This window comes from Burkholderia sp. HI2761 (genome assembly GCF_002223355.1).
Taxonomy (GTDB): Bacteria; Pseudomonadota; Gammaproteobacteria; order Burkholderiales; family Burkholderiaceae; genus Burkholderia.
The window spans coordinates 44,191-66,151 of sequence record NZ_NKFN01000005.1 but is presented as its reverse complement, the minus strand read 5'-3'; the positions used below and the strand labels follow the sequence as shown (position 1 = coordinate 66,151).

The 21,961-nt window shown below is 67.1% G+C and carries 22 protein-coding genes; 11 read left to right on the top strand and 11 right to left on the bottom strand.

The window, feature by feature from the left end; genetic code table 11:
• Positions 1–88: 88 nt before the first annotated feature.
• From CFB46_RS16055 to CFB46_RS16035, 5 genes are all read left to right on the top strand, one after another.
• Entirely contained in the window at positions 89–706 is a 618-nt protein-coding gene (locus CFB46_RS16055; RefSeq protein ID WP_027785013.1) for a DUF4126 domain-containing protein, read from the top strand.
• Positions 703–3,318, top strand: a complete 2,616-nt coding sequence (locus tag CFB46_RS16050; protein ID WP_089500469.1) for an ABC transporter permease — start codon at positions 703–705, stop codon at positions 3,316–3,318. Before CFB46_RS16055 ends, CFB46_RS16050 begins: the two co-directional genes overlap by 4 nt.
• A gap of 42 nt (positions 3,319–3,360) precedes the next feature.
• Positions 3,361–3,771 carry a group II truncated hemoglobin gene (locus CFB46_RS16045; protein ID WP_027785011.1) on the top strand — a complete coding sequence of 137 codons (411 nt, stop codon included), beginning with the start codon at positions 3,361–3,363 and terminating at the stop codon, positions 3,769–3,771.
• A gap of 104 nt (positions 3,772–3,875) precedes the next feature.
• Positions 3,876–4,607, top strand: a complete 732-nt coding sequence (locus CFB46_RS16040; RefSeq protein WP_089500468.1) for an alanyl-tRNA editing protein — start codon at positions 3,876–3,878, stop codon at positions 4,605–4,607.
• Positions 4,604–5,221 (top strand): DUF924 family protein, encoded by a 618-nt coding sequence (locus CFB46_RS16035; RefSeq protein WP_089500467.1) that lies wholly within the window; start codon positions 4,604–4,606, stop codon positions 5,219–5,221. Before CFB46_RS16040 ends, CFB46_RS16035 begins: the two co-directional genes overlap by 4 nt.
• A 135-nt stretch (positions 5,222–5,356) precedes the next feature.
• Here CFB46_RS16035 and CFB46_RS16030 read toward each other — a convergent pair whose 3' ends face one another.
• The 11 genes from CFB46_RS16030 to CFB46_RS15980 all read right to left on the bottom strand — a co-directional run bounded on the left by CFB46_RS16030 (position 5,357) and on the right by CFB46_RS15980 (position 14,859).
• Complete coding sequence (locus CFB46_RS16030; protein WP_089500521.1) at positions 5,357–7,249, bottom strand: ArnT family glycosyltransferase; 1,893 nt, start codon at positions 7,247–7,249, stop codon at positions 5,357–5,359.
• A 227-nt stretch (positions 7,250–7,476) separates the two neighbouring features.
• Positions 7,477–8,238 (bottom strand): SDR family oxidoreductase, encoded by a 762-nt coding sequence (locus CFB46_RS16025; RefSeq protein WP_089500466.1) that lies wholly within the window; start codon positions 8,236–8,238, stop codon positions 7,477–7,479.
• 22 nt (positions 8,239–8,260) lie between these two features.
• Entirely contained in the window at positions 8,261–8,842 is a 582-nt protein-coding gene (locus CFB46_RS16020; RefSeq protein ID WP_027785006.1) for a TIGR00730 family Rossman fold protein, read from the bottom strand.
• The gene (locus tag CFB46_RS16015) at positions 8,839–9,597 is read right to left on the bottom strand and encodes a TetR/AcrR family transcriptional regulator (RefSeq protein ID WP_027785005.1); all 759 of its coding nucleotides are present in this window, start codon (positions 9,595–9,597) and stop codon (positions 8,839–8,841) included. Before CFB46_RS16015 ends, CFB46_RS16020 begins: the two co-directional genes overlap by 4 nt.
• A gap of 200 nt (positions 9,598–9,797) precedes the next feature.
• Positions 9,798–10,334 carry a diacylglycerol kinase gene (locus CFB46_RS16010; RefSeq protein ID WP_089500465.1) on the bottom strand — a complete coding sequence of 179 codons (537 nt, stop codon included), beginning with the start codon at positions 10,332–10,334 and terminating at the stop codon, positions 9,798–9,800.
• Complete coding sequence (locus CFB46_RS16005) at positions 10,331–11,365, bottom strand: glycosyltransferase family 4 protein (protein ID WP_089500464.1); 1,035 nt, start codon at positions 11,363–11,365, stop codon at positions 10,331–10,333. The genes CFB46_RS16010 and CFB46_RS16005 overlap by 4 nt, the downstream gene beginning before the upstream one ends.
• Before the next feature lie 28 nt (positions 11,366–11,393).
• Positions 11,394–12,332 (bottom strand): UDP-2,3-diacylglucosamine diphosphatase, encoded by a 939-nt coding sequence (locus tag CFB46_RS16000; RefSeq protein WP_089500463.1) that lies wholly within the window; start codon positions 12,330–12,332, stop codon positions 11,394–11,396.
• Positions 12,333–12,557: 225 nt separating this feature from the next.
• Positions 12,558–13,064 carry an RDD family protein gene (locus tag CFB46_RS15995; RefSeq protein WP_089500462.1) on the bottom strand — a complete coding sequence of 169 codons (507 nt, stop codon included), beginning with the start codon at positions 13,062–13,064 and terminating at the stop codon, positions 12,558–12,560.
• A 6-nt stretch (positions 13,065–13,070) separates the two neighbouring features.
• Positions 13,071–13,832, bottom strand: coding sequence for a DUF3106 domain-containing protein (locus CFB46_RS15990; protein ID WP_089500461.1), 762 nt, complete (start codon positions 13,830–13,832; stop codon positions 13,071–13,073).
• A gap of 26 nt (positions 13,833–13,858) precedes the next feature.
• Positions 13,859–14,299: a DUF3619 family protein gene (locus CFB46_RS15985; RefSeq protein WP_027784999.1), complete on the bottom strand. Its 441-nt coding sequence runs from the start codon at positions 14,297–14,299 to the stop codon at positions 13,859–13,861.
• The gene (locus CFB46_RS15980) at positions 14,296–14,859 is read right to left on the bottom strand and encodes an RNA polymerase sigma factor (protein ID WP_027784998.1); all 564 of its coding nucleotides are present in this window, start codon (positions 14,857–14,859) and stop codon (positions 14,296–14,298) included. Before CFB46_RS15980 ends, CFB46_RS15985 begins: the two co-directional genes overlap by 4 nt.
• Positions 14,860–15,214: 355 nt before the next feature.
• Between CFB46_RS15980 and CFB46_RS15975 the strand changes: the two genes are divergently transcribed.
• The 6 genes from CFB46_RS15975 (at position 15,215) to CFB46_RS15950 (ending at position 21,814) form a co-directional block, all read left to right on the top strand.
• Positions 15,215–16,978, top strand: a complete 1,764-nt coding sequence (locus CFB46_RS15975; protein WP_027784997.1) for an acetolactate synthase 3 catalytic subunit — start codon at positions 15,215–15,217, stop codon at positions 16,976–16,978.
• A gap of 111 nt (positions 16,979–17,089) precedes the next feature.
• Positions 17,090–17,581: an acetolactate synthase small subunit gene (ilvN, locus tag CFB46_RS15970; protein WP_006750445.1), complete on the top strand. Its 492-nt coding sequence runs from the start codon at positions 17,090–17,092 to the stop codon at positions 17,579–17,581.
• A gap of 104 nt (positions 17,582–17,685) precedes the next feature.
• Positions 17,686–18,702: a ketol-acid reductoisomerase gene (gene ilvC / locus CFB46_RS15965; protein WP_027784996.1), complete on the top strand. Its 1,017-nt coding sequence runs from the start codon at positions 17,686–17,688 to the stop codon at positions 18,700–18,702.
• 127 nt (positions 18,703–18,829) lie between these two features.
• On the top strand, positions 18,830–19,474 hold the full coding sequence (locus tag CFB46_RS15960; RefSeq protein ID WP_027784995.1) for a phosphatidylserine decarboxylase: 645 nt from the start codon (positions 18,830–18,832) through the stop codon (positions 19,472–19,474).
• A gap of 15 nt (positions 19,475–19,489) precedes the next feature.
• Complete coding sequence (pssA, locus tag CFB46_RS15955) at positions 19,490–20,362, top strand: CDP-diacylglycerol--serine O-phosphatidyltransferase (protein ID WP_027784994.1); 873 nt, start codon at positions 19,490–19,492, stop codon at positions 20,360–20,362.
• Between the two features lie 88 nt (positions 20,363–20,450).
• A protein-coding gene (locus CFB46_RS15950; RefSeq protein ID WP_089499319.1) for an IS3-like element ISBmu5 family transposase occupies positions 20,451–21,814 on the top strand; the annotation gives its coding sequence in 2 pieces (ribosomal slippage) (positions 20,451–20,913 and positions 20,913–21,814; 1,365 coding nt in all).
• Positions 21,815–21,961: the final 147 nt, after the last annotated feature.

The following is a 21,961-nucleotide window of genomic DNA, read 5'->3' as shown; positions in this document are numbered from 1 at the left end:
GGTGCCGGTCGCCACGCGCCGCGCGGCCGGTCTGTCCGACCCGATCCGATCAATCGGCAAAGCGCACGGAAAGTGCAAGGAGAGGGCCATGATCGAAGCCATTTCGCTCGGCGCGGGGCTCGCGTGGGCAAGCGGCCTGCGCCTGTACCTGACGGTGCTGATCGCCGGCGTGCTGGCGCGGTTCGGCTGGCTCCATCTGCCCGACACGCTGGCCGTGCTGATGTCGCCGTGGGTCATCGGCGCCGCGGCCGTGCTCGCCGTGACCGAATTCCTTGCCGACAAGATTCCCGCGTTCGACTCGCTGTGGGATGCCGTGCATACCTTCATCCGCATTCCGGCCGGCGCCGTGCTCGCGGCCGGCGCGCTCGGCCATGCCGATCCGACCGTGCTGGCGGTCGCGGGGCTCGCCGGCGGCTCGCTTGCCGGCGCCGCGCACGTGGCGAAGGCCGGCACGCGCGCGCTGATCAACCTGTCTCCCGAACCGCTTTCGAACTGGGTCGCGTCGTCGACCGAGGACGGTCTGGTGGTCGGCGGGCTCGCGCTCGCATTCTTCGTTCCGCTCGCGTTCCTCGTGCTGCTCGCCGCGTTCATCGCGGCGTCGGCATGGGCGCTGCCGCGCCTGTGGCGCGGCGTGTCGGGCGGTTTTCGCGGGATGGCCAACCACATGGTGTCGCGGCTCAACTCGATCGGAGGGAAACGCGATTGAAGGGGCCGCAACAGGCGGCGCAGCCGCCGGCCGGGCAACCCGGCCATGACGGGCGCGCGCATGCGGGCCGCTTCGGCCTGCGCGACCTGATCCGCCAGGCCGCCCGGATGACCGCGCGCGACTGGCGCGCGGGCGAACTGACGCTGCTGGTGCTCGCGCTGGTGCTCGCGGTCGCGGCGCTGACGAGCGTCGGCTTTCTCGCCGATCGGCTGCGCCAGGGGCTCGAGCGCGACGCGCGCCAGATGCTCGGCGCCGATTTCGTCGTGCGTGCCGACCGTCCCGTCGATCCGTCGTTCGACCGGCAGGCTCGCGCGCTCGGCCTGCGTACCGCGACGACGGCCATCTTCCCGAGCATGATCGCGTCCGCCGCGGGCGGGCAGGCCGCCGATGTGGCGCCGTCGCGCCTCGCGGCCGTGAAGGCCGTGTCGCCCGGCTATCCGCTGCGCGGCGCGGTCGAGATCCTGCCGGCCGGCGCGGCCGTCGCGCGGAAGGCGACCGCGATTCCCGCGCCAGGCACCGTCTGGGCCGACCCGGCGCTGCTCGACGCGCTGCATCTCAAAGCGGGCGATACGGTGCGCGTCGGGCTGCGCACGTTTACGGTCGCCGCCTCGATCTCCCGCGAACTCGATCGCGGCTTTTCGTTCGTCAATTTTTCCCCGCGGCTGATGATGCGCGCGGACGAGCTCGCCGCGACGGGGCTCACGGGCTACGGCAGCCGCGTCACGTACCGGCTGCTGGTCGCCGGCGACGCACCGGCCGTCGCGCGCTTCGAAGCGTATGCACACGCGCGCGTCGACGGCGGGAAACTGCGCGGCGTCGGGCTCGAGTCGTTGCAGGAAGGGCAGCCGCAGGTGCGGCAGACGCTGGATCGCGCGCGCCATTTCCTGACGCTCGTCGCATTGCTGACCGCGCTGCTCGCGGCGGTCGCGATTGCGATGGCCGCGCAGCGCTACATGCGGCGCCATCTCGACGGCTGCGCGACGATGCGCTGCCTCGGCGTGAGCCGCCGCACGCTCGGCGCGCTGTTCGCGCTCGAATTCGCCGGCGTCGGCATCGTGTCGGGCGCCGCGGGCGCGGTGCTCGGCTACGGCGGTCACTGGGCATTGCTGGCCGCGCTCGGCGGCCTGATCGACGTCGTGCTGCCGCCGCCCACGTTGTGGCCGGCGGTGATCGGCATGGGCGCCGCGCTCGTACTGCTACTCGGCTTCGCGCTGCCGCCGCTCGTGCCGCTCACGCGCGTGCCGCCGGTGCGCGTGCTGCGGCGCGAGTGGGGCGATGCGTCGCGCACCGCGTGGGCCGCGTATGCGATCGGCGTCGTGCTGTTCGCGGGGCTGCTGATCGTGGCCGCCGGCAACCTGAAGCTCGGCCTGATCGTGGCGGGCGGCTTTGCCGGCGCGCTGGTCGGGTTCGCGCTGATCGCCCGGCTGGTGCTGTTCGCCGCCGCGCGCGCGGTGCGCAATGCGCGCGTAGCCGCGGGCGTCGGCTGGCGTTACGCGCTGGCGTCGCTGCACCGGCGCGGCACGGCCAGCGCGCTGCAGATCACCGCGCTCGCGCTCGGCCTGATGTGCCTGTTGCTGATCGCGATCACGCGCAACGACCTCGTGGCGGGCTGGCGGCAGTCGACGCCGCCCGATGCGCCGAACCAGTTCCTGATCGACATCCAGCCCGACCAGCGCGCCGACGTCGCCGCCTATCTCGCCGCGCACGGCGTGCGCGACGCCATCCCCGCGCCGATGGTGCGCGGCCGCCTCGTCGCGATCAACGGCAAGCCGGTGAATCCGGACGCGTACCCGTCCGAAGAGGCCCGCCGGCTCGTCGATCGCGAATTCAACCTGTCGTATACGACCGAGCTGCCGTCCGACAACCGAATCGTCGAAGGCGACTGGTTCGGTACCGCGGCCACGCCGCAGATCTCGATCGAAGCCGGCCTTGCGAAGACGCTGAACGTGAAGCCGGGCGACACGCTGCGCTTCGACGTGACGGGGCTGACGGTCGATGCGCCCGTCACGAGCGTGCGCAAGCTCGACTGGGGCTCGTTCCGCGTCAACTTCTTCGTGCTGATGCCGCCGCCGGTGCTGAAGGATTTTCCGGCCGTCTACCTGACGAGCTTCCATCTGCCGGCATCGGACGCCGCGCTGCTCGATCCGCTGATCGCGCGCTACCCGAACCTGACCGCGATCGACGTCGCGCCGATCCTCGCGCAGTTGCAGCGGATGATGCTGCAGGTGGTGGGGGCGGTGCAGTTCCTGTTTGCGTTCACGCTCGCGGCCGGCGTGCTCGTGCTGTACACGGCGCTCGCCGGCTCGCGCGACGAGCGCGTGCGCGAGGCCGCGCTGTTGCGCGCGCTCGGCGCGTCGCGCGCGCAGGTCAATGCGGTGCAGCGCGCGGAATTCATCGTCGTCGGCGCGCTGGCCGGCGCGCTGGCGTCGGCGGGCGCGATCGCGGTCGGCTGGGTGCTCGCGTCGCGCGTGTTCGATTTCCAGCTCGCCGTCGATCCGTGGCTCGTGCCGGCCGGCATCGCGGCCGGCGTCGTCTGCGCCGGTGCGGCCGGCTGGCTGAGCCTGCATAATGTGTTGCGGCGCCCCGCGCTGCAGTCGCTGCGCGACGCCTGAGCGTCGCCCGCAGCCCGAAGATCCCGTTTTCAGACTATCCGTATGACCGATGTGAATGACGATGCGCCGTCGCAGCCGACGGCGTTCGAGCTCGTGGGCGGCGAAGCCCGCGTGCGCGAAATGGTGGACCGCTTCTACGACCTGATGGACCTCGAGCCCGAGTTCGCGCAGATTCGCGCGCTGCATCCGCCGTCGCTCGACGGGTCGCGCGACAAGCTGTTCTGGTTCCTGTGCGGCTGGCTCGGCGGCCCCGACCACTACATCGGCCGGTTCGGCCATCCCCGGCTGCGCGCGCGGCACCTGCCGTTCCCGATCGCGTCGGTCGAGCGCGACCAGTGGCTGCGCTGCATGGCGTGGGCGATGGAGGATGTCGGGTTGCCGGAGCCGCTGCGCGAGCGGCTCATGCATTCGTTCTACGACACGGCCGACTGGATGCGCAACCGGCCCGGTTGATCGACCGGTACGCCGCTGCCTGCGCGCGGGACGATCTGCGTCTGGGCGCATGGGCAGCCCGGCGCGACACTGGCCGTTTCCCCCATCGATACGAGGCTCCCCCGATGACGACACAAGCGCTGTTTCGCGAAGACGCGTACCTCACGCAATGCGAGGCGATCGTCCAGGCCGTGGGCGACGACGGCATCCGCCTCGACCGCACGGTGTTCTATCCGCTCGGCGGCGGCCAGGCCGGCGACGCCGGCACGCTGACGCTGCCCGACGGCGGCACGCTTGCGATTGCCGATACGCGCAAGGCGAAGTTCGACGGCGCGACGCCCGACGACGCCGTGCACGTGCCCGCGCCGGGCCAGGAGGCGCGCGTCGCGACGCTTGCTCCCGGCACGCGCGTGGTCGCCGCGATCGACTGGCCGCGCCGCTACCGGCACATGCGCCTGCACACGGCCGCGCACCTGATGTGCGCGGTGCTGCCGTACGCGGTCGACGGCTGCAGCGTGACGGCCGACTACGTGCGGCTCGATTTCGCGACGTCCGACGCGATCGACCGCGACGACGTCGAACGGCGCCTCGCGGGCCTTGTCGACGGCGCGCATCCGGTCACGACCGAATGGATCACCGACGACGAGATGGCCGAGCGGCCCGAACTCGTGCGCACGATGAGCGTGAAGCCGCCGATGGGCCTCGGCCGCGTGCGGCTGCTGCGCATCGAAAACGTCGACCTGCAGCCGTGCGGCGGCACGCATGTGCGCAACACGTCCGAAATCGGCGGGCTGCGGGTCGCGAAACTGGAAAAGAAGAGTGCGCGCACACGGCGCCTCGTACTGGAGTTTGCATGACGATCGATAGCGGGAAAGCGGGCGCGGCGGCGCTGGATCCGCAAGCGCGCGAGATTCTGGATTTCTGGTTCGGCGAACCGGGCTCGGCCGAATTCGGGCAGGAACGCAAGATCTGGTTCAACGGCGGCGCGGCGTTCGACGACGTGCTGCGCACGCGTTACGGCGCGTTGCTCGACGCCGCGTGCGACGGCGCCTGCGATCACTGGGCCGATTCGCCGGAGGGTGCGCTGGCGTTGATCGTCGTGCTCGACCAGTTCTCGCGCAACATCCATCGCGGCACGCCGCGCGCGTTTGCCGCCGATCCGAAGGTGCTCGCGCTCGCCCGCCGCATCGTCGCTGCCGGCTGGGATGCGCAGTTGCCGAGCGGACATCACCGTGCGTTCGCATATCTGCCGTTCGAGCACGACGAATCGGTCGAGAGCCAGCGCGAGGCCGTGCGCCTGTGCGCGGGCATCCGCGACGAGGCCGGATGCGAGAGTTATCACCGCTTCGCGTTGCTGCATGCGGCGATCGTCGAGCGCTTCGGCCGCTTTCCGCACCGGAACGCGATTCTCGGTCGCGCGTCGACCGACGAGGAAACGGTGTTTCTGCGGGAGCCCGGCTCGTCGTTCTGACGATCGGGCAGGGGTGTGACGACGGAAGGGGCGCGATGCCGGCGGGTTCGTGCCGGCCGGCATCGCGCACAGCGCGCGGCCGGTGCCGAAGCGGAAACTAAAGGCGGGCAGGACGGCGCATCGCGCCGCCCGATGTCATTGCAGGTGCTGTTCGGGCGTGCGCACGTAGACGCGCAGCAGTTCCGTGTTGTCGCCCGGGCGGGCGCCGGTCCAGAACAGCTTCCATTCGTTGCCGGGCGCCGGATCGACGGCCCGCACGCCCTGCACGATCATCCACGTGCAGCGCGTCGTCTTCGCGTCGTCGATCGGGGTGTGCTGGATGCCGGAGAAGTAGTACAGCATCGGCGCTTCCGATTCGCCGAGCCCGTGCAGGCTCGCCATGCAGTCGCCGTCGTTCCATTCGAGCGCGAGATGCGCGTTCAGGTCGTCGAACACCGAGCGATAGCTCTTCGCGACGTCGAGCCACGGCAGCAGCAGCGTATAGATGAGCCCCCATGCGACGAGCGCGCCGGCGCCCCACGACAGCGCGCCGCGCCACAAGCCGGTCGTGCGCAGCTTCGGCAGCAGCGTCAGCCAGCCGACCGTCAGCGCGAGCGCGCCGGTCACGAGCGCGGGCTGGATCGGCATCGTCCAGTCGAGCGGCAGCCAGCGGCCGAGCAGCGCGAGATCGGCGCGCGACGCGGCCGGATCGGCCATCACCGCCCAGATCGCCCACGCGAGCACGACGACCGTGCCGAACAGGACACGGCTCAGGTAATCCCACGCGAGATGCAGCCGGCGCGGCAGGCGGTCGATCGCCTGCGCGGCGACCAGCGCGAGCGGTGCGAAGAACGGCAGGATGTAGAGCTGGCGCGACGTCGCGGACACCTGCAGCACCACGAGCCCGATGCCGGCGAACAGCACGGGCAGCGCGATGCGTGGCGCGTGCCAGTCGCGCCATGCGCCGCGGGCGAGCGCGACGATCGCGAGCGGGGCGACCGGGAAGCCGACGAGCAGGAACGCGCGCAGGATGAAGAACGGCTTGTCGTTTTCGGCGCCCAGTTCGGGAACGGAGAAGCCGAAGAAGCGGCCGACGTTGTTGTCCCAGAACCACGTCATGAACAGCGTTTCCGAGCGCAGGAACAGGGCGGTCGGCCAGATCAGCGCGAACGGCGCGAACACGAGCGCGGCAATGCCGAGCGCGCGTGCGAACGAGCGGGTGCGACAGGCCGGATAGAGCACCAGCGTGCAGACGAGCGTGGCCGCGAACACGAGCGGCACGAACAGCCCCTTCGCCATCAGCGCGACGCCGACGCCCGCGCCGAAGATCGGCGCGGCCCAGCGGCTCGCCGGATGCGCCGGCAGACCGTGCCGCATCTGCTGCGCACGCGCGACGTGCTGGATCACGAGTTCGAGCAGCCCGCAGAACCCCATTGCCGTGCCGGCAAACAGCGCGACGTCCGTCATCATGTCGTGTACGTGCTTGATGACGACGAGCGTGCCCGCGCTCAGCACGACCGGGCCGAGCACGCGCAGGTCGAACCAGCTGTCCGCCCGGCTGGCCACGCGGGCCGCGCGCGCGATGAAGCCGAACGCGAGCGCGGCGAACAGGGCGCTCGCGAGGCGCGCCGCGTCGTGCAGCGGCATCACGCGCTGCAGCAGCCACGCGAGGCTGGTCGCGACCCACGCGTAAAGCGGCGGCTTTTCCATGAACGGCAGGCCGGCATTGGTCGGCACGACGAAGTCGCCGGTTTCGAGCATGTGCTGGATGATGCCGAACGTGTAGGTTTCGTCCTGTTTCCACGGATCGTGTCCGAGCACGCCGGGCAGCGTGTACGCGCACACCAGTGCGGCGACGAACAGCCAGGCGCGCCAGCCGAGCAGCAGCGAGCGCTCGCGCGGGGTGCCGATGGCGGCGGTCGAAGCGGCGACGGGCGTGCCGCCGACGTCCAGCGTCGCGACGATGTCGGTATCGGCGGTCGAGCGGGTGTGCGCGGCCGGGGCGGGCACGGGCGTGCGTCGCCGGTTGGGCGCTGCGGTTCCAGGCATGGAAAAGATCTCGGGTCGAGTCGAGCCGGTCCGCGACATGGGCAGGACCGATAAGGGGCTACATCCGGGTAACGGACGGCGTGTTTAAGACACCTGTCTGAATGTCCGCTAGTAGAGCACGGAATTGTTACGGACGTTTACTGAAACTGTCACGGAATTGTGGAGATTTGTGGCGCCGTGACCACGGGGCGGTTTTCGACCGCTGTATTGTTGCGCCGCGCGTCAGCTTAGCGGCCGCCGCCGACGTCGAGCAGGGCGCCCGTCGTGTAGGACGCCATATCGCCGAGCAGCCAGACGATCGCCTCGGCGATCTCCTGCGCTTCGCCCGCGCGGCCGAGCGGTGTCTGCGCGCCGAGACGGGCCGCCCGGCCCGGCTGGCCGCCGCTTGCATGAATTTCGGTCTCGATCAGGCCGGGGCGCACCGCGTTGACGCGCACGCCGTGCGGGCCGAGTTCCTTTGCCAGGCCGATCGTCAGCGAATCGACCGCGCCTTTCGAGCCCGCGTAGTCGACGTACTCGTTCGGCGAGCCGAGCCGCGACGCGATCGACGACACGTTGACGATCGCGCCGCCGCGGCCGCCGCGGTCGGTGGACAGCCGGCGCGCGGCTTCGCGCGCGCACAGATAGGCGCCGAGCACGTTGGTATCGAACATCCGCCGCAGCCGGTCGACCGGCATGTCGGCAAGCGGCATCGACGGCGCGACGATGCCTGCATTGTTGACCAGCGCGTCGAGGCGCCCGAATTCGGCGGCAACGGTGTCGAACATCGCGACGACGTCCGCCTCGTTCGCGACATCGCCCGCGACGATGCACGCGCGGCCGCCCGCGTCGCGCACGGCCTGCGCGGTCCGTTCGGCCGCCGCCGCGTCGCGCGCGTAGTTGATGCCGATGTCCCAGCCGCGTTCGGCCGCGAGCACGGCGGTCGCGCGGCCGATGCCACGGCTCGCGCCAGTGATGAGGACGGCTTTACGATCGGACGGTGCGGTCATTGCGTGCGGGCTCCGATGAAGGTTACTTCGCGGCGTCGGATGCCCACTTGTCGCGGGCGGGCGGCTGGTAGCGGCGCAGCCGCTCGATCAGCCCGGCGGGTTCCGATTCGACGCACAGCGCGTCGAAATAGGCCGGCCGCATGAAGCCTTCGTCGACCGTATGGCGCAACAGCGCGATCAGCGGATCGTAGAACGAATCGATGTTGTAGAGCGCGACGGGCTTGCGGTGATAGCCGAGCTGCGCCCACGTGTAGACCTCGAAGAGCTCCTCGAGCGTGCCGGCGCCGCCCGGCATCGCGACGAACGCATCGGAGAGGTCGGCCATCATCTTCTTGCGATGGTGCATGTCGGGCACGACGTGCAGTTCCGACAGCCCCGTATGGCCGACTTCCTTGTCGACGAGCAACTCGGGGATCACGCCGACCGCACGGCCGCCGGCCGCCATCACTTCGTCGGCGATCACGCCCATCAGGCCGACGCGGCCGCCGCCGTATACGAGCGTGAGGCCCGCATCGACGAGCGCGCGGCCGAAGGCGCGCGCGGCATCGGCATAGACGGGCCGCACGCCGGACGACGAGCCGCAGTAAACGCAGACTGCCTTCATTGCTTGGCGTCCTTGGCCGGGGGCTGCCCAACGGTGACCGGCCCGCCGGCGGGGCGCGGCGAACCGTCGCGCGGCGGCAGGTAGTCGGTGAACTGGCGCTTGGGCAGCTTGCCGGAGACCAGATCGTCGAACAGCTGGCGCGAACGGCCGCGCAGGTACGGGGCCATCACGGAGATCACGTGCATGCTGACCTGGTGCAGTTCCTCGCGGATCGCGTCCTGGTCGTTGTACTTGCGCGGGTGCATCACGTACTGGTACGACAGCCAGTACGTCGAGATCACCGCCATGTTGGTCGCGATGACCTCGATCTCGGCGGGCGTCGCGACCATTTCGGCGTCGGACACGAGCAGCTCGCACATGTCGTGCGCGAAGCGCACCTTGTGGCTGATGATCTGTTTGAAGTGCGTCTCGAGCGTGCGGTTGCGGGCGAGCAGGTCGTTGAGGTCGCGATACAGGAACCGGTAGGTCCACATGAAGTCGGCCATGTACTGCAGGTACGACCAGGTTTCGTCGATCGTCGGACGATGATCTTCGGGGAAGCGCAGCCGCCGTTCGATCTGCTGCTCGAACTGCGCGAAGATGCTGTTGATGATGTCGTCCTTGTTGCGGAAATGGTAGTACAGGTTGCCTGGACTGATTTCCATTTCCTCGGCGATCGTCGTGGTGGTGACGTTCGGCTCGCCGATCTCGTTGAAGAGTTTCAACGACAACTCGAGAATCCGTTCGCGGGTGCGGCGGGGAGGTTTCGCTTCCATGTCGTCCGGCCCTGTGTGTGCCGGACTGGCGGGCGCTGCAATCGATGCTGCGTGATTCGTCCGGCGCGGGTTGCTGTTCTATGTCTAGCGGACGATTATAAACCGGGGTTTCGCCACATCGGGGCATTTCGTGATTGCGGCCCCGCGCGGCGCATGGTGCAGCGCCGCACGCGGGCGGCGGGGCGGGCGCGTGGGGATGCCTAGAAGCCGAGCCAGCGTGCGACGACCGGGCCGAGCACGAAGCCCCAGGTCGTCACGCACGCGAACAGCGCGACCGTCACGGCCGCGCTGCCGAGGTCCTTCGCGCGCTTCGAGAGTTCGTGGCGCTCGAGCGAGATGCGGTCGATCGCGGCTTCGACGCTCGAGTTCAGCAGCTCGACGATCAGCACCAGCAGCACCGACGCGATCAGCAGCGCGCGCGACGGGGCCGGCACCGGCGCGAATGCGCCGATCGGCAGCATCAGCGCGGCGAGCGTGAGCTCCTGGCGAAACGCGCTTTCCTCGCGGATCGCGACGCGAAAGCCGTTCAGCGAATGCTTGAGCGCGAACCACGCGCGCGTGATGCCGCGGTGGCGCTTGTACGGGTTCGGCGGCAGCGGCGTCAGCTGATCGTCCGGGCCGAGCGGCTCGTGCGGATGCGCGTCCGTTTCGGCGTGCGGCTCTTCCTCGTCGAACGGGTGGTGCCGTGGCGGCGTTGCGGCGGGGGGCGGGATCTTGTCGTTCAGGTCTCGTTTCAAACGGCGGCACCTTCGGCGGGCGAGTACGCGGTCTTCGGCAGCGGCTTCAGATGCGACGCGAACTGCTCGGATGCCGCGCGCCACGAGAAGCGTTCCGCCCACGCGCGCGCAGTCGTGCGTTCGATCTTCAGCGCCTCGAGGCAGGCTTCCTGCAGGTCCTCGTGCATCGCGCCGGCGCCGCCTCCGCTGAGCACGTCGATCGGGCCCGTGACGGGATACGCGGCCACCGGCGTGCCGCAGGCGAGCGCCTCGAGCAGCACGAGGCCGAACGTGTCGGTGCGACTCGGGAACACGAACACGTCGGCCGCAGCATACACCTTCGCGAGCTCGGCCTGCGACAGCACGCCGAGATAGTTCGCCTCCGGGTAGCGCGACTTCAGTTCCGCGAGCGCGGGGCCTTCGCCCGCGACCCACTTCGAGCCGGGCAGATCGAGGCGCAGGAACGCCTCGACGTTCTTCTCGATCGCGACGCGGCCCACGTACAGGAAGATCGGCCGCGCGGTATTGAGCACCTTCGACTCCATCGGCCGGAAGATGTCGAGATCGACGCCGCGGGTCCACAGCACCACGTTCGTGAAGCCGAATTTCTCGAGGTCCTCCTTGACGACCGGCGTCGGCGCCATCACCGCGAGCGACGGGCCGTGGAACCAGTGCAGGAAGCGGTAGGTCGCGGCGAGCGGAATGCCGAAGCGCGCCTGCACGTATTCCGGAAAGCGCGTGTGATAGGCGGTCGTGTACGGCAGCTTGCGCGCGCGCGCATAGCGCCGGGCGGCCATGCCGAGCGGGCCTTCGGTCGCGATGTGCAGCGCGTCGGGTGCGAACGCATCGATCCGCGCGCGCAGCTTGCGGTACGGCAGGATCGACAGGCGGATCTCGGGGTAGGTCGGGCAGGGCACCGTGCGGAATTCCAGCGGCGTCAGCAGTTCGACACGGTGGCCGAGCGCCGTGAGTTCGCGCGACGTGCTCTTCAGCGTGCGCACGACGCCGTTGACCTGCGGTTCCCACGCGTCGGTGACAATCATGATCTTCATCGCGGCATGTCCTGTAAATAGGGTTGAGTCAGGCAGTGGCCTTGGCCTTGCGCGACGTGATCTCCGACGGTGCGGAGCGCATCACCGTCCAGTAGACGATCTTCAGTTCGCCTTCCATCGTTTCGACGAGCGCGGACAGGCTTTCGACCCAGTCGCCGTCGTTGCAGTACAGCACACCGTCGATGTCGCGGATCTCGGCCTTGTGGATGTGGCCGCACACGACGCCGTCGCAGCCGCGGCGGCGGGCCTCGTCGGTCATCACGGTCTCGAACTGCGAGATGAAGTTGACTGCGTTCTTCACCTGGTGCTTCAGGTACTGCGACAGCGACCAGTACTGGAAGCCCAGCCGGCTGCGGATCCGGTTGAACCAGCGGTTCAGCACGAGGATCAGCGTGTAGAGCGTGTCGCCGAGGTACGCGAGCCATTTCGCGTGCTGGATCACGCCGTCGAACAGGTCGCCGTGCACGATCCACAAACGTTTGCCCGCGAGCGTCGTGTGGAATGCCTCGCCACGCACCTGGATGTCGCCGAACGCGAGATCGCAGAACTGCCGCGCGCCTTCGTCGTGGTTGCCGGGGATGTAGACCACCTGCGTGCCCTTGCGCGCCTTGCGCAGGATTTTCTGCACGACGTCGTTGTGCGCCTGCGGCCAGTACCAGCCTTTCTTCAACTGCCAGCCGTCGATGATGTCGCCGACGAGGTACAGGTATTCCGAGTCGTTGTGACGCAGGAAATCCAGCAGGTAGGGCGCCTGGCAGCCGCTCGATCCGAGGTGGATGTCGGACAGCCAGATGGTGCGGTAGCGATGGGCGGACGGCTCGGGGTCCTCGTGCTGCGTGGTGTGCGCGACGGGCGGTTTTTGCGACACCACGCCGTCGGTTGCCCCCGAGCCGGACAGGAACGCAGTGGCGGCGCGAGCGCCGATGGGATGACGAAACAGTGAGGTCGCGGACGTTTTCTGGCCCATGCATGACTCGCGCCGGTTGACAGTACCGGCATTGCGCCATGCGGGCGTGACTGTGCCATGACAGTCACGAGACGTTCTTATTACGACCGTTGAAGGGTGTTTAGCAGTGAATGGACAGGTGTTGAGTAACCTGCCGCACTGAGCGGTCGTCGCTTGTCCGGCAAGGCCATCCGGCTCGACGAGGGCGCGCCGAACGCGCGGCTTTCGTCTGGCGAAAGCCGCGCGTCAGCGCGGGATCGCGACGACGCGCGTGCGCGCGATCCGGTCGTGCGGGAACTGGCGATCGGCGTGCAACCGGGCGGCACCGGCCCACGCGACGATCCATGCGGCGGTGAGCGCGAGCGTGACGGGTACCGGCAGGCCGACGAGCGGGTGCAGCGCGAGCGGTGGCAGGAACCACAGCCAGCCGAGCACGTAGCGGACGAGCGCGTGGCCGGCGCTCAGCGGCCGGCCGCTCGACGATTCGAGCCGTAGCCGCCAGGTTTTCATCGGCAGCGTCTGGCCGCCGTGCGTCCAGAACCACACGAAATACGCGCCGACGACGAGCGCGATCCACGCGGCGAGCAGGTTGTGATGGACGAGGCCGTTGCGTTGCTGGGTCGCGAGGCTGAATGCGAGCCCGGCGAAGAACACGACGCCGAACAGCAGCACGCCTTCGTAGAGCAGCGCGGCGAGGCGCCGCCGTACGGATGGCGCGGCGGCCTGGGTCTCGGGCGCGCGGGCGTTCGCCACGGCCGCTCAGGAGCCCTTGAACAGCGAAGGCGCGTCGGCGGGCGACACCGGCGCCACGGCGGCCGGTGCGGATGCGGTGCCGGACGTCGACGACGCGGGCACCGGCTGCGCGGCGGCGCCGGCCGACGCGGGCGCCGGGACAGCGGCCGCGCCGCTCGCCGGGTGTTCGTGCGCGTTGACGAGGCGGCGCACGTCACGGTCGGCGACGGTCGGCGGCGCACTGACGACACTCGGCTTGCGGCGGCGCTCGGCGGCGGCAAGCCGTTCCTTCTGCTCCTCGGGGAGTTGCTGGTAGGCCTTCCAGGCGCGCTCGCGCGCCTGCGCGGACAGCTCCTTCGCGCTCTGGTAGTTCTCGCGCGCGACGCGGCGCTGCTCGGGCGTCATCTTCGCCCATTCGGTCATCCGCTCCTGCAGCCGCTTTTGGTCATCCGGCGACAACTTCGCGAAACGCGATGCGATCTTCAGCCATTTGCGCTTTCGGGCGTCGCTGAAGCCGTCCCACTGATCGGCGAACGGCGCGAGGGCCGCGTGCTGCGCCGGCGTGAGGCGCGCCCACGACAGCGGGCCGGCGGCGGCCGGCAGCGGCAGGGGCAGCGGGGGGAGTTCGGTGGTCAGCCCGGTCGCGGTCGACGCGGGCGCGGCGGTGCTGGTGGTCGCGACGGGAGCCGTTGCGGGGGCCGGGTGGAATCGGGGATACGTGGCGACGTACGAAACGGCGATCGCGATCACGCATCCGAAAAATACGGCCAGGCCGCGCTTCTGACTCACCCGTACGATCCCCTCGTTATTGTCTGTTAGTGAGCGCGCGAAAGATACGCGTTGAACCCGTGGTCGAGATACGCATTGAGCGGCAGGTCGTCGCTGAGCATCGCCGCGTCGATGTCGGCGAGTTCGGCGGTGCGCTGCATGTCTTCCCAGTACGCGATGCCGACGAGCCCCGCGAGCAGCAACGCGAGCGGCCATGCGCGCAGCAGCCGGCGCGCGAGCGACGCGTGCGGGCGGCCGGTCGGCGCGTGGTTCGCGGGCGTCAGGCCGTAGGCGCCGGCCGCGCCGGCGAAGGCCGGCACGAACACCGGCGCGGTCGCGGCTTCGGGCTTCTTGCGCGCGAGCGCGGCCCGGCGGGCGACGGCCAGCCGATCGGTGGTCGCGGCAGGCAGGGCGGCCGCGCGCTCGTCCAGCGCGCGGCGCACCTTCAGCGCGAATTCGTGTTCTCGGTTTGCGGGAGCGGAGCTCATAGCGTGATTCCTTTGGCCTTGAGCGCTTGCGCCAGAGTGTGGGTGGCTCGCGAGCAGTGCGTCTTGACGCTGCCCTCGGAGCACCCCATCGCGGCGGCAGTCTCGGCGACATCCATATCTTCCCAATAACGCATCAGGAACGCTTCCCGTTGACGCGTCGGAAGTTTCTGGATTTCTTCGTCGATCAGGGCCAGAACCTGCTCTCTCTCGAGGCGGTGCTCGCTGCTCTCGACGCCCGCGTTGTCGTCCGCGGATTCGAGCGTTTCGAGCGGGTCGAAGTCGTCGTCGTCGGTGTTGTTCAGCGACGAGAAGAGCGTCACCCACGTGTTGCGGACCTTCTGCCGGCGGAACCAGTCGTGGATCGCGTTCTGCAGGATCCGCTGAAAAAGCAGCGGCAGCTCGGCCGCCGGCCGGTCGCCGTATTTTTCAGCGAGCTTGATCATCGCGTCCTGCACGATGTCGAGCGATGCATCGTCGTCACGTACGGCGTACGCAGCCTGCTTGAACGCGCGCCTTTCGACGCCCGCCAGAAAGTCGGCGAGTTCCTTGTCTGATGCCATTCCGTGAAGGTATGCGCTGCGGCCCGCTGCGTGGTGTAAAAGGTCGAAAAATTTCGTAAAACCCGCGGATGCTATCAAATTTTCGTCCGACTTGGCAGCGGGTCGGGCGCCGCACGTTGCGCGCGGACCGCGCCGGCGGGGCGCCGGGCGGCGCGCATGATGCGCTGCGGGATATTTTGCTTGACGGCTCAATCGTGAGCCGCTATTGTCGGCGGTTCGCAACATGAAGTGATGGTCTCATTTGAGGCTGGCCCAAGAAGCCCGCCCTTCAAACTGGACGCGCCGCTTGAACCCGAGCCACAAGCCCGGCAGAGAGCACCCGATCAATTTTTTGCCGAAAATTCGAAAGGTCAAAATGAACATGCCCAGCGCGGAATTCTCCACGTCGGAACCCCTTTCCCCTCCCGATAGCGACTCCATCGGCGGTACCGTGCTCATGAAGGCACTGGCCGACGAAAACGTCGAATTCATCTGGGGCTATCCCGGCGGCTCGGTTCTCTACATCTACGACGAGCTGTACAAGCAGGACAAGATTCAGCACGTGCTGGTGCGCCATGAACAGGCGGCCGTGCACGCAGCCGATGCGTATGCGCGCTCCACCGGCAATGTCGGCGTCTGCCTCGTGACGTCGGGCCCCGGTGTCACCAACGCGGTGACCGGCATCGCAACGGCCTACATGGATTCGATCCCGATGGTCGTGATCAGCGGCCAGGTGCCGACGGCCGCGATCGGTCAGGATGCGTTCCAGGAATGCGACACCGTCGGCATCACGCGTCCGTGCGTGAAGCACAACTTCCTCGTGAAGGACGTGCGCGACCTCGCGGAAACCGTCAAGAAAGCGTTCTATATCGCCCGCACCGGCCGTCCGGGCCCGGTGCTGATCGACATCCCGAAGGACATCTCGAAGACGCCGTGCCAGTACGAGCCGATCAAGAGCGTATCGCTGCGTTCGTACAACCCCGTCACGAAGGGCCATTCGGGCCAGATCCGCAAGGCCGTGTCGCTGCTGCTGACGGCGAAGCGCCCGTACATCTACACGGGTGGCGGCATCATCCTCGCCGACGCGTCGCGTGAACTGAACCAGTTCGCGGACCTGCTCGGCTACCCGGTCACGAACACGCTGATGGGCCTTGGCGGCTATCGCGCGTCGGACAGGAAATTCCTCGGCATGCTCGGCATGCACGGCACCTACGAAGCGAACATGGCGATGCAGCACTGCGACGTGCTGATCGCGATCGGCGCCCGCTTCGACGATCGCGTGATCGGCGACCCGGCGCACTTCGCGTCGCGCCCGCGCAAGATCATTCACATCGACATCGACCCGTCGTCGATCTCGAAGCGCGTGAAGGTCGACATCCCGATCGTCGGCGACGTGAAGGAAGTGCTGAAGGAACTCATCGAACAACTGCAGACGGCCGAGCACGGCCCCGACACCGAAGCGCTCGCGCAATGGTGGAAGGACATCGAAGGCTGGCGCGCGAAGGACTGCCTGAAGTTCGACCGCGAAAGCGAGATCATCAAGCCGCAGTACGTGGTCGAGAAGGCGTGGGAGCTGACGGACGGCAATGCGTTCGTGTGCTCGGACGTCGGCCAGCACCAGATGTGGGCGGCGCAGTTCTACCGTTTCAACAAGCCGCGTCGCTGGATCAACTCCGGCGGCCTCGGCACCATGGGCTTCGGCCTGCCGGCGGCGATGGGCGTCAAGATGGCCCATCCGGACGACGACGTGCTGTGCATCACGGGCGAAGGCTCGATCCAGATGTGCATCCAGGAACTGTCGACCTGCCTGCAGTACGACACGCCCGTGAAGATCATTTCGCTGAACAACCGCTACCTCGGCATGGTCCGCCAGTGGCAGCAGATCGAATACAGCAAGCGCTATTCGCATTCGTACATGGATGCGCTGCCTGACTTCGTGAAGCTCGCCGAAGCGTACGGCCATGTCGGCATGCGGATCGAAAAGACTTCGGATGTGGAGCCGGCGCTGAAGGAAGCGCTGCGCCTGAAGGACCGCACCGTGTTTCTCGACTTCCAGACCGATCCGACCGAAAACGTCTGGCCGATGGTACAGGCCGGCAAGGGCATCACCGAGATGCTGCTCGGATCGGAAGATCTGTAACGGCGCGACGCGCGCCCGGCCCGATGCGGCCGCCTTCACGAAGGGCGGTGCGGCACGCGGCGGCGCGCGGCGCGAGTGAATCGACACGGACACATTCTGGAAGAAGCGAACATGAGACACATCATTTCCGTCCTGTTGGAGAACGAACCGGGCGCGCTGTCGCGCGTGGTCGGCCTGTTTTCCGCACGCGGCTACAACATCGAAACCTTGACGGTGGCGCCGACCGAAGACCAATCGCTGTCGCGGCTCACCATCGTTTCCATTGGCTCCGACGACGTGATCGAACAGATCACGAAGCATCTGAACCGCCTGATCGAGGTGGTGAAAGTGGTGGACCTGACCGACGGTGCACACATCGAACGCGAGCTGATGCTGATCAAGGTACGTGCAGTGGGCAAGGAGCGCGAAGAAATGAAGCGGATGTCGGACATTTTCCGCGGCCGCATCATCGACGTGACCGAAAAGACCTACACGATCGAATTGACGGGCGCGAGCGACAAGCTCGACGCATTCATCCAGGGGCTGGACGCCAGCGCGATCCTCGAGACCGTGCGCACCGGCAGCTCCGGCATCGGACGCGGCGAGCGCATCCTGAAGGTGTGATGCCGAAATTGCCAATGAGGCACGCCGGGTGCGCCGTCATGTCCCGGCCCGCAGTACTCCATCCGAACGAATTGTTGAATTTTTGAATTAGCGAAGGAACCATCATGAACGTTTTCTACGACAAAGACGCCGACCTCTCCCTCATCAAGGGCAAGCAAGTCACCATCATCGGCTACGGCTCGCAAGGCCACGCGCACGCACTGAACCTGAAGGACAGCGGCGTGAACGTGACGGTCGGCCTTCGCAAGGACGGCGCGTCGTGGAGCAAGGCCGAGAACGCCGGCCTGTCGGTCAAGGAAGTCGCGGAAGCGGTGAAGGGCGCGGACGTCGTCATGATGCTGCTGCCGGACGAGCAGATCGCCGACGTGTACGCGAAGGAAGTGCACGCGAACATCAAGCAGGGCGCGGCGCTGGCATTCGCACACGGCTTCAACGTCCACTACGGCCAGGTGATCCCGCGCGCCGACCTCGACGTGATCATGATCGCGCCGAAGGCCCCGGGCCACACCGTGCGCGGCACGTATGCACAAGGTGGCGGCGTGCCGCACCTGATCGCGGTTGCGCAGAACAAGTCGGGCGCGGCACGCGACATCGCGCTGTCGTACGCGGCGGCCAACGGCGGCGGCCGTGCCGGCATCATCGAGACGAACTTCCGTGAAGAAACCGAAACCGACCTGTTCGGCGAGCAGGCCGTGCTGTGCGGCGGTACCGTCGAGCTGATCAAGGCGGGTTTCGAGACGCTGGTCGAAGCCGGCTACGCGCCGGAAATGGCGTACTTCGAGTGCCTGCACGAACTGAAGCTGATCGTCGACCTGATCTACGAAGGCGGCATCGCGAACATGAACTACTCGATCTCGAACAACGCCGAGTACGGCGAGTACGTGACCGGCCCGCGCGTCGTCACGGAAGAGACGAAGAAGGCGATGAAGCAGTGCCTGACCGACATCCAGACGGGCGAGTACGCGAAGAGCTTCATTCTCGAGAACAAGGCGGGCGCGCCGACGCTGCAGTCGCGCCGCCGCCTGACGGCCGAGCACCAGATCGAGCAGGTTGGCGCGAAGCTGCGTGCGATGATGCCGTGGATCGCGAAGAACAAGCTCGTCGACCAGACGAAGAACTAAGCACCACGTGCTGTTCCGGCCCTTCGAACGGAGGGCCGGCATCAAAAAGCCGTCCGAAGGCAGCAGTGCCCCGGGCGGCTTTTGTTATGCTACGGGCTTTGCAATTCACCGAACACAGAACGAATCCATGAACTATCCTCATCCGATCATCGCGCGCGAAGGCTGGCCGTTCATCGCGATTGCAGCCGTCATCGCGTTGTTGATCCATGCCGTCGGGGGCTTCGGCTTCGCGTGGCCGTTCTGGCTGCTGCTCGCCTTCGTCGTCCAGTTCTTCCGCGATCCGCAACGCCCGATCCCGGCGCAGCCGAACGCGGTGCTGTGCCCGGCGGACGGCCGTATCGTCGCGGTCGAGACCGCGCAGGATCCGTACGCGAACCGCGAAGCGCTGAAGATCAGCGTGTTCATGAATGTCTTCAACGTCCATTCGCAGCGTTCGCCGGTCGATGGCGCGATCAGCAAGGTCGAGTACTTCCCGGGCGCGTTCCTGAACGCGGCGATCGACAAGGCGTCGACCGAGAACGAGCGCAATGCGGTCGTGATCCAGACGGCGAGCGGCAAGACCGTCACCGCCGTGCAGATCGCGGGCCTCGTCGCGCGCCGGATTCTCTGCTACGTTCGTGCCGGCGAGCCGCTGTCGCGCGGGCAGCGCTACGGTTTCATCCGCTTCGGTTCGCGCGTCGACGTGTACCTGCCGCTTGGCAGCCGCGCGAAGGTGTCGATCGGCGAGAAGGTCTACGCGTCGTCGACGATCCTCGCCGAGCTCGAGCAGTAAGGGGCGGGGCGCACGATGGCCGCATTCAAACCGCGTCGGCCGCGCAACGGCTCCAGCCAGACGCCACGCCCGTTCCGCCGCAACAAGATAATGGCGCCCGATCAGGCGCCGCTCGAAAGCCGCCGCGCCGCGCGCCAGCGGTTCCTGAAGACGCGCGGCATCTACCTGCTGCCGAATGCATTCACGACCGCCGCGCTGTTCTGCGGCTTCTTCGCGGTCGTGCAGGCGATGAACGTGCGCTTCGAGATCGCGGCGATCGCGATTTTCGTCGCGATGGTGCTCGACGGGATGGACGGGCGCGTTGCGCGCATGACGCATACGCAGAGCGCGTTCGGCGAGCAGTTCGACAGCCTGTCGGACATGGTGTCGTTCGGCGTCGCGCCCGCGCTCGTGATGTACGAGTGGGTGCTGAAGGATCTCGGCCGCTGGGGCTGGCTCGCCGCGTTCGTCTACTGCTCGGGCGCCGCGCTGCGCCTCGCGCGCTTCAATACGAACATCGGCGTGGTCGACAAGCGCTTCTTCCAGGGGCTGCCGAGCCCGGCCGCCGCCGCGCTGATCGCGGGCTTCGTGTGGCTTGCCACCGACAACCGCGTGCCGATGAAGCTCGGCTGGCTGCCGTGGGTCGCGTTCGTGCTGACGATCTACGCGGGCGTGACGATGGTGTCGAACGCGCCGTTCTACAGCGGCAAGGCGCTCGACGTGCGGCACCGCGTGCCGTTCGCGGCGATCCTGCTCGTCGTCGTCGCGTTCGTGCTCGTGTCGTCCGATCCGCCGCTGATGCTGTTCTGCCTGTTCGTGCTGTACGGGCTGTCCGGCTACGTGTTCTGGGCCTACATGGCCGTGCGCGGGCGCGCGAATCCGGCGCGCTCGTCGCAGCGCGATCACTGACGCCCGCACGCGATTTGTCCGGAAACGGCGGCCTCGGGTGAACTGCACCCCAAAAGTTGGACTAGATCCAACCTTTGGGGTGTTTTTCATGACGAAGTACGACGAACGTTTCCGACGTCAGGTGGTTCAGGCATACCTGGCTGGAGAGGCTGGGACCAAGACACTTGCGCATCGTTACGGCGTGGGTAGCACGATGGTCCGACGTTGGGTGGCGAGCTATCGCGAGCATGGCGAAGACGGACTGAGCAAGAAGCACAGCCACTACGACGCGCGATTCAAGCTATCGGTGCTCCAACGGATGTGGCGCGATGAGTTGTCATATGCCCGAGTGGCGGTGATATTCGGCATTCGCAATGAACGGAGCATCCCGGTTTGGGAGCGCCTGTATCATGAGGGCGGTATAGAAGCCTTGATGCCTCGTCGCCGAGGACGTCCCCCGAAGATGACCACCTTGCCGCCACCGAAGCCTACCGATGATGCCGCGCAGAAAGAGCCGAGCCGCGAGGAACTGCTCAAGGAAATCGTGTATTTGCGCGCGGAGGTGGCATACCTAAAAAAGCTCGATGCGCTGCTGCAATCAAAGAAGCAGACAGCGCCCAGGAAAAAACGCAAATAATACGTGAGCTTAGGCAATGCCATCCGGTAGCCGCGTTACTGAAGGCGGCAGGTCTGGCACGCAGCACGTTCTATTACCAACTCAAGGTATTGGATGCTGGCGATCGGTATGCGGATCTCAAAGTGAAGATCCGGAGCGTGTACGACCACCACAAGGGCCGTTACGGCTATCGGCGAATCACGACAGTGATCCGGCAAGCGGGACACGCGATCAATCACAAGACCGTGCAGCGGTTGATGGGACAACTGCAGTTGAAATCTCTGGTACGCCCGAAGAGATATCGTTCCTGGCGAGGCGAAGTCGGCCGCGTTGCCCCAAATCTACTGCGGCGGCAGTTTGATGCTGAACGCCCGAATCAGAAGTGGGTGACCGACGTGACCGAATTCAATGTAGGGGGCCAAAAGCTCTATCTGTCGCCGGTAATGGACTTGTACAACGGGGAGATCGTCGCTTACCAAATGGATGAGCGCCCGAGCTTCGAGTTGGTCAGCGGCATGTTGAAGAAGGCGGTGGCCAAGCTCGATGATGAAGGACGGCCGTTACTGCATTCGGATCAAGGCTGGCAGTATCAGATGCCCGCCTACCGTCGGTTGTTGAAGCAGCATGCGCTCACCCAGAGCATGTCGCGCAGAGGTAACTGCCTTGATAACGCAGCCATGGAGAGCTTCTTCGGCACGCTGAAATCCGAGTGCTATCGGCTGGCGCGCTTTACGAACGTGGAGCAGTTGCGAGATGCGTTGAGCCGCTACATTCACTACTACAACCACGAACGCATCAAGCTCAAATTAAACGGGCTGAGTCCCGTGCAATACAGGACTCAGCCCTCGGCCGCTTAGATTTTAACCGTCCAACTTCGTGGGGTCAGTTCAGGGGCCGCCGTTTTCATTTGCCCCTTTTTCGAGCCGGGCCGCGTCGATTCCGGGGTGCCGTCCGATTGCGCGGCCAGCGGAATGTCGCTATAGTCTTTGGCATGACTGCATTTC

What these genes read in the sequence shown, in the direction of transcription:
- CFB46_RS16055 (WP_027785013.1), top strand. Translation starts at nt 89, where the DNA reads ATGATCGAAGCCATTTCGCTCGGCGCGGGGCTCGCGTGGGCAAGCGGC.
- CFB46_RS16045 (WP_027785011.1), top strand. Translation starts at nt 3,361, where the DNA reads ATGACCGATGTGAATGACGATGCGCCGTCGCAGCCGACGGCGTTCGAG.
- CFB46_RS16040 (WP_089500468.1), top strand. Translation starts at nt 3,876, where the DNA reads ATGACGACACAAGCGCTGTTTCGCGAAGACGCGTACCTCACGCAATGC.
- CFB46_RS16035 (WP_089500467.1), top strand. Translation starts at nt 4,604, where the DNA reads ATGACGATCGATAGCGGGAAAGCGGGCGCGGCGGCGCTGGATCCGCAA.
- CFB46_RS16030 (WP_089500521.1), bottom strand. Translation starts at nt 7,249, where the DNA reads ATGCCTGGAACCGCAGCGCCCAACCGGCGACGCACGCCCGTGCCCGCC.
- CFB46_RS16025 (WP_089500466.1), bottom strand. Translation starts at nt 8,238, where the DNA reads ATGACCGCACCGTCCGATCGTAAAGCCGTCCTCATCACTGGCGCGAGC.
- CFB46_RS16020 (WP_027785006.1), bottom strand. Translation starts at nt 8,842, where the DNA reads ATGAAGGCAGTCTGCGTTTACTGCGGCTCGTCGTCCGGCGTGCGGCCC.
- CFB46_RS16015 (WP_027785005.1), bottom strand. Translation starts at nt 9,597, where the DNA reads ATGGAAGCGAAACCTCCCCGCCGCACCCGCGAACGGATTCTCGAGTTG.
- CFB46_RS16005 (WP_089500464.1), bottom strand. Translation starts at nt 11,365, where the DNA reads ATGAAGATCATGATTGTCACCGACGCGTGGGAACCGCAGGTCAACGGC.
- CFB46_RS16000 (WP_089500463.1), bottom strand. Translation starts at nt 12,332, where the DNA reads ATGGGCCAGAAAACGTCCGCGACCTCACTGTTTCGTCATCCCATCGGC.
- CFB46_RS15985 (WP_027784999.1), bottom strand. Translation starts at nt 14,299, where the DNA reads ATGAGCTCCGCTCCCGCAAACCGAGAACACGAATTCGCGCTGAAGGTG.
- CFB46_RS15980 (WP_027784998.1), bottom strand. Translation starts at nt 14,859, where the DNA reads ATGGCATCAGACAAGGAACTCGCCGACTTTCTGGCGGGCGTCGAAAGG.
- CFB46_RS15975 (WP_027784997.1), top strand. Translation starts at nt 15,215, where the DNA reads ATGAACATGCCCAGCGCGGAATTCTCCACGTCGGAACCCCTTTCCCCT.
- ilvN (WP_006750445.1), top strand. Translation starts at nt 17,090, where the DNA reads ATGAGACACATCATTTCCGTCCTGTTGGAGAACGAACCGGGCGCGCTG.
- ilvC (WP_027784996.1), top strand. Translation starts at nt 17,686, where the DNA reads ATGAACGTTTTCTACGACAAAGACGCCGACCTCTCCCTCATCAAGGGC.
- CFB46_RS15960 (WP_027784995.1), top strand. Translation starts at nt 18,830, where the DNA reads ATGAACTATCCTCATCCGATCATCGCGCGCGAAGGCTGGCCGTTCATC.
- pssA (WP_027784994.1), top strand. Translation starts at nt 19,490, where the DNA reads ATGGCCGCATTCAAACCGCGTCGGCCGCGCAACGGCTCCAGCCAGACG.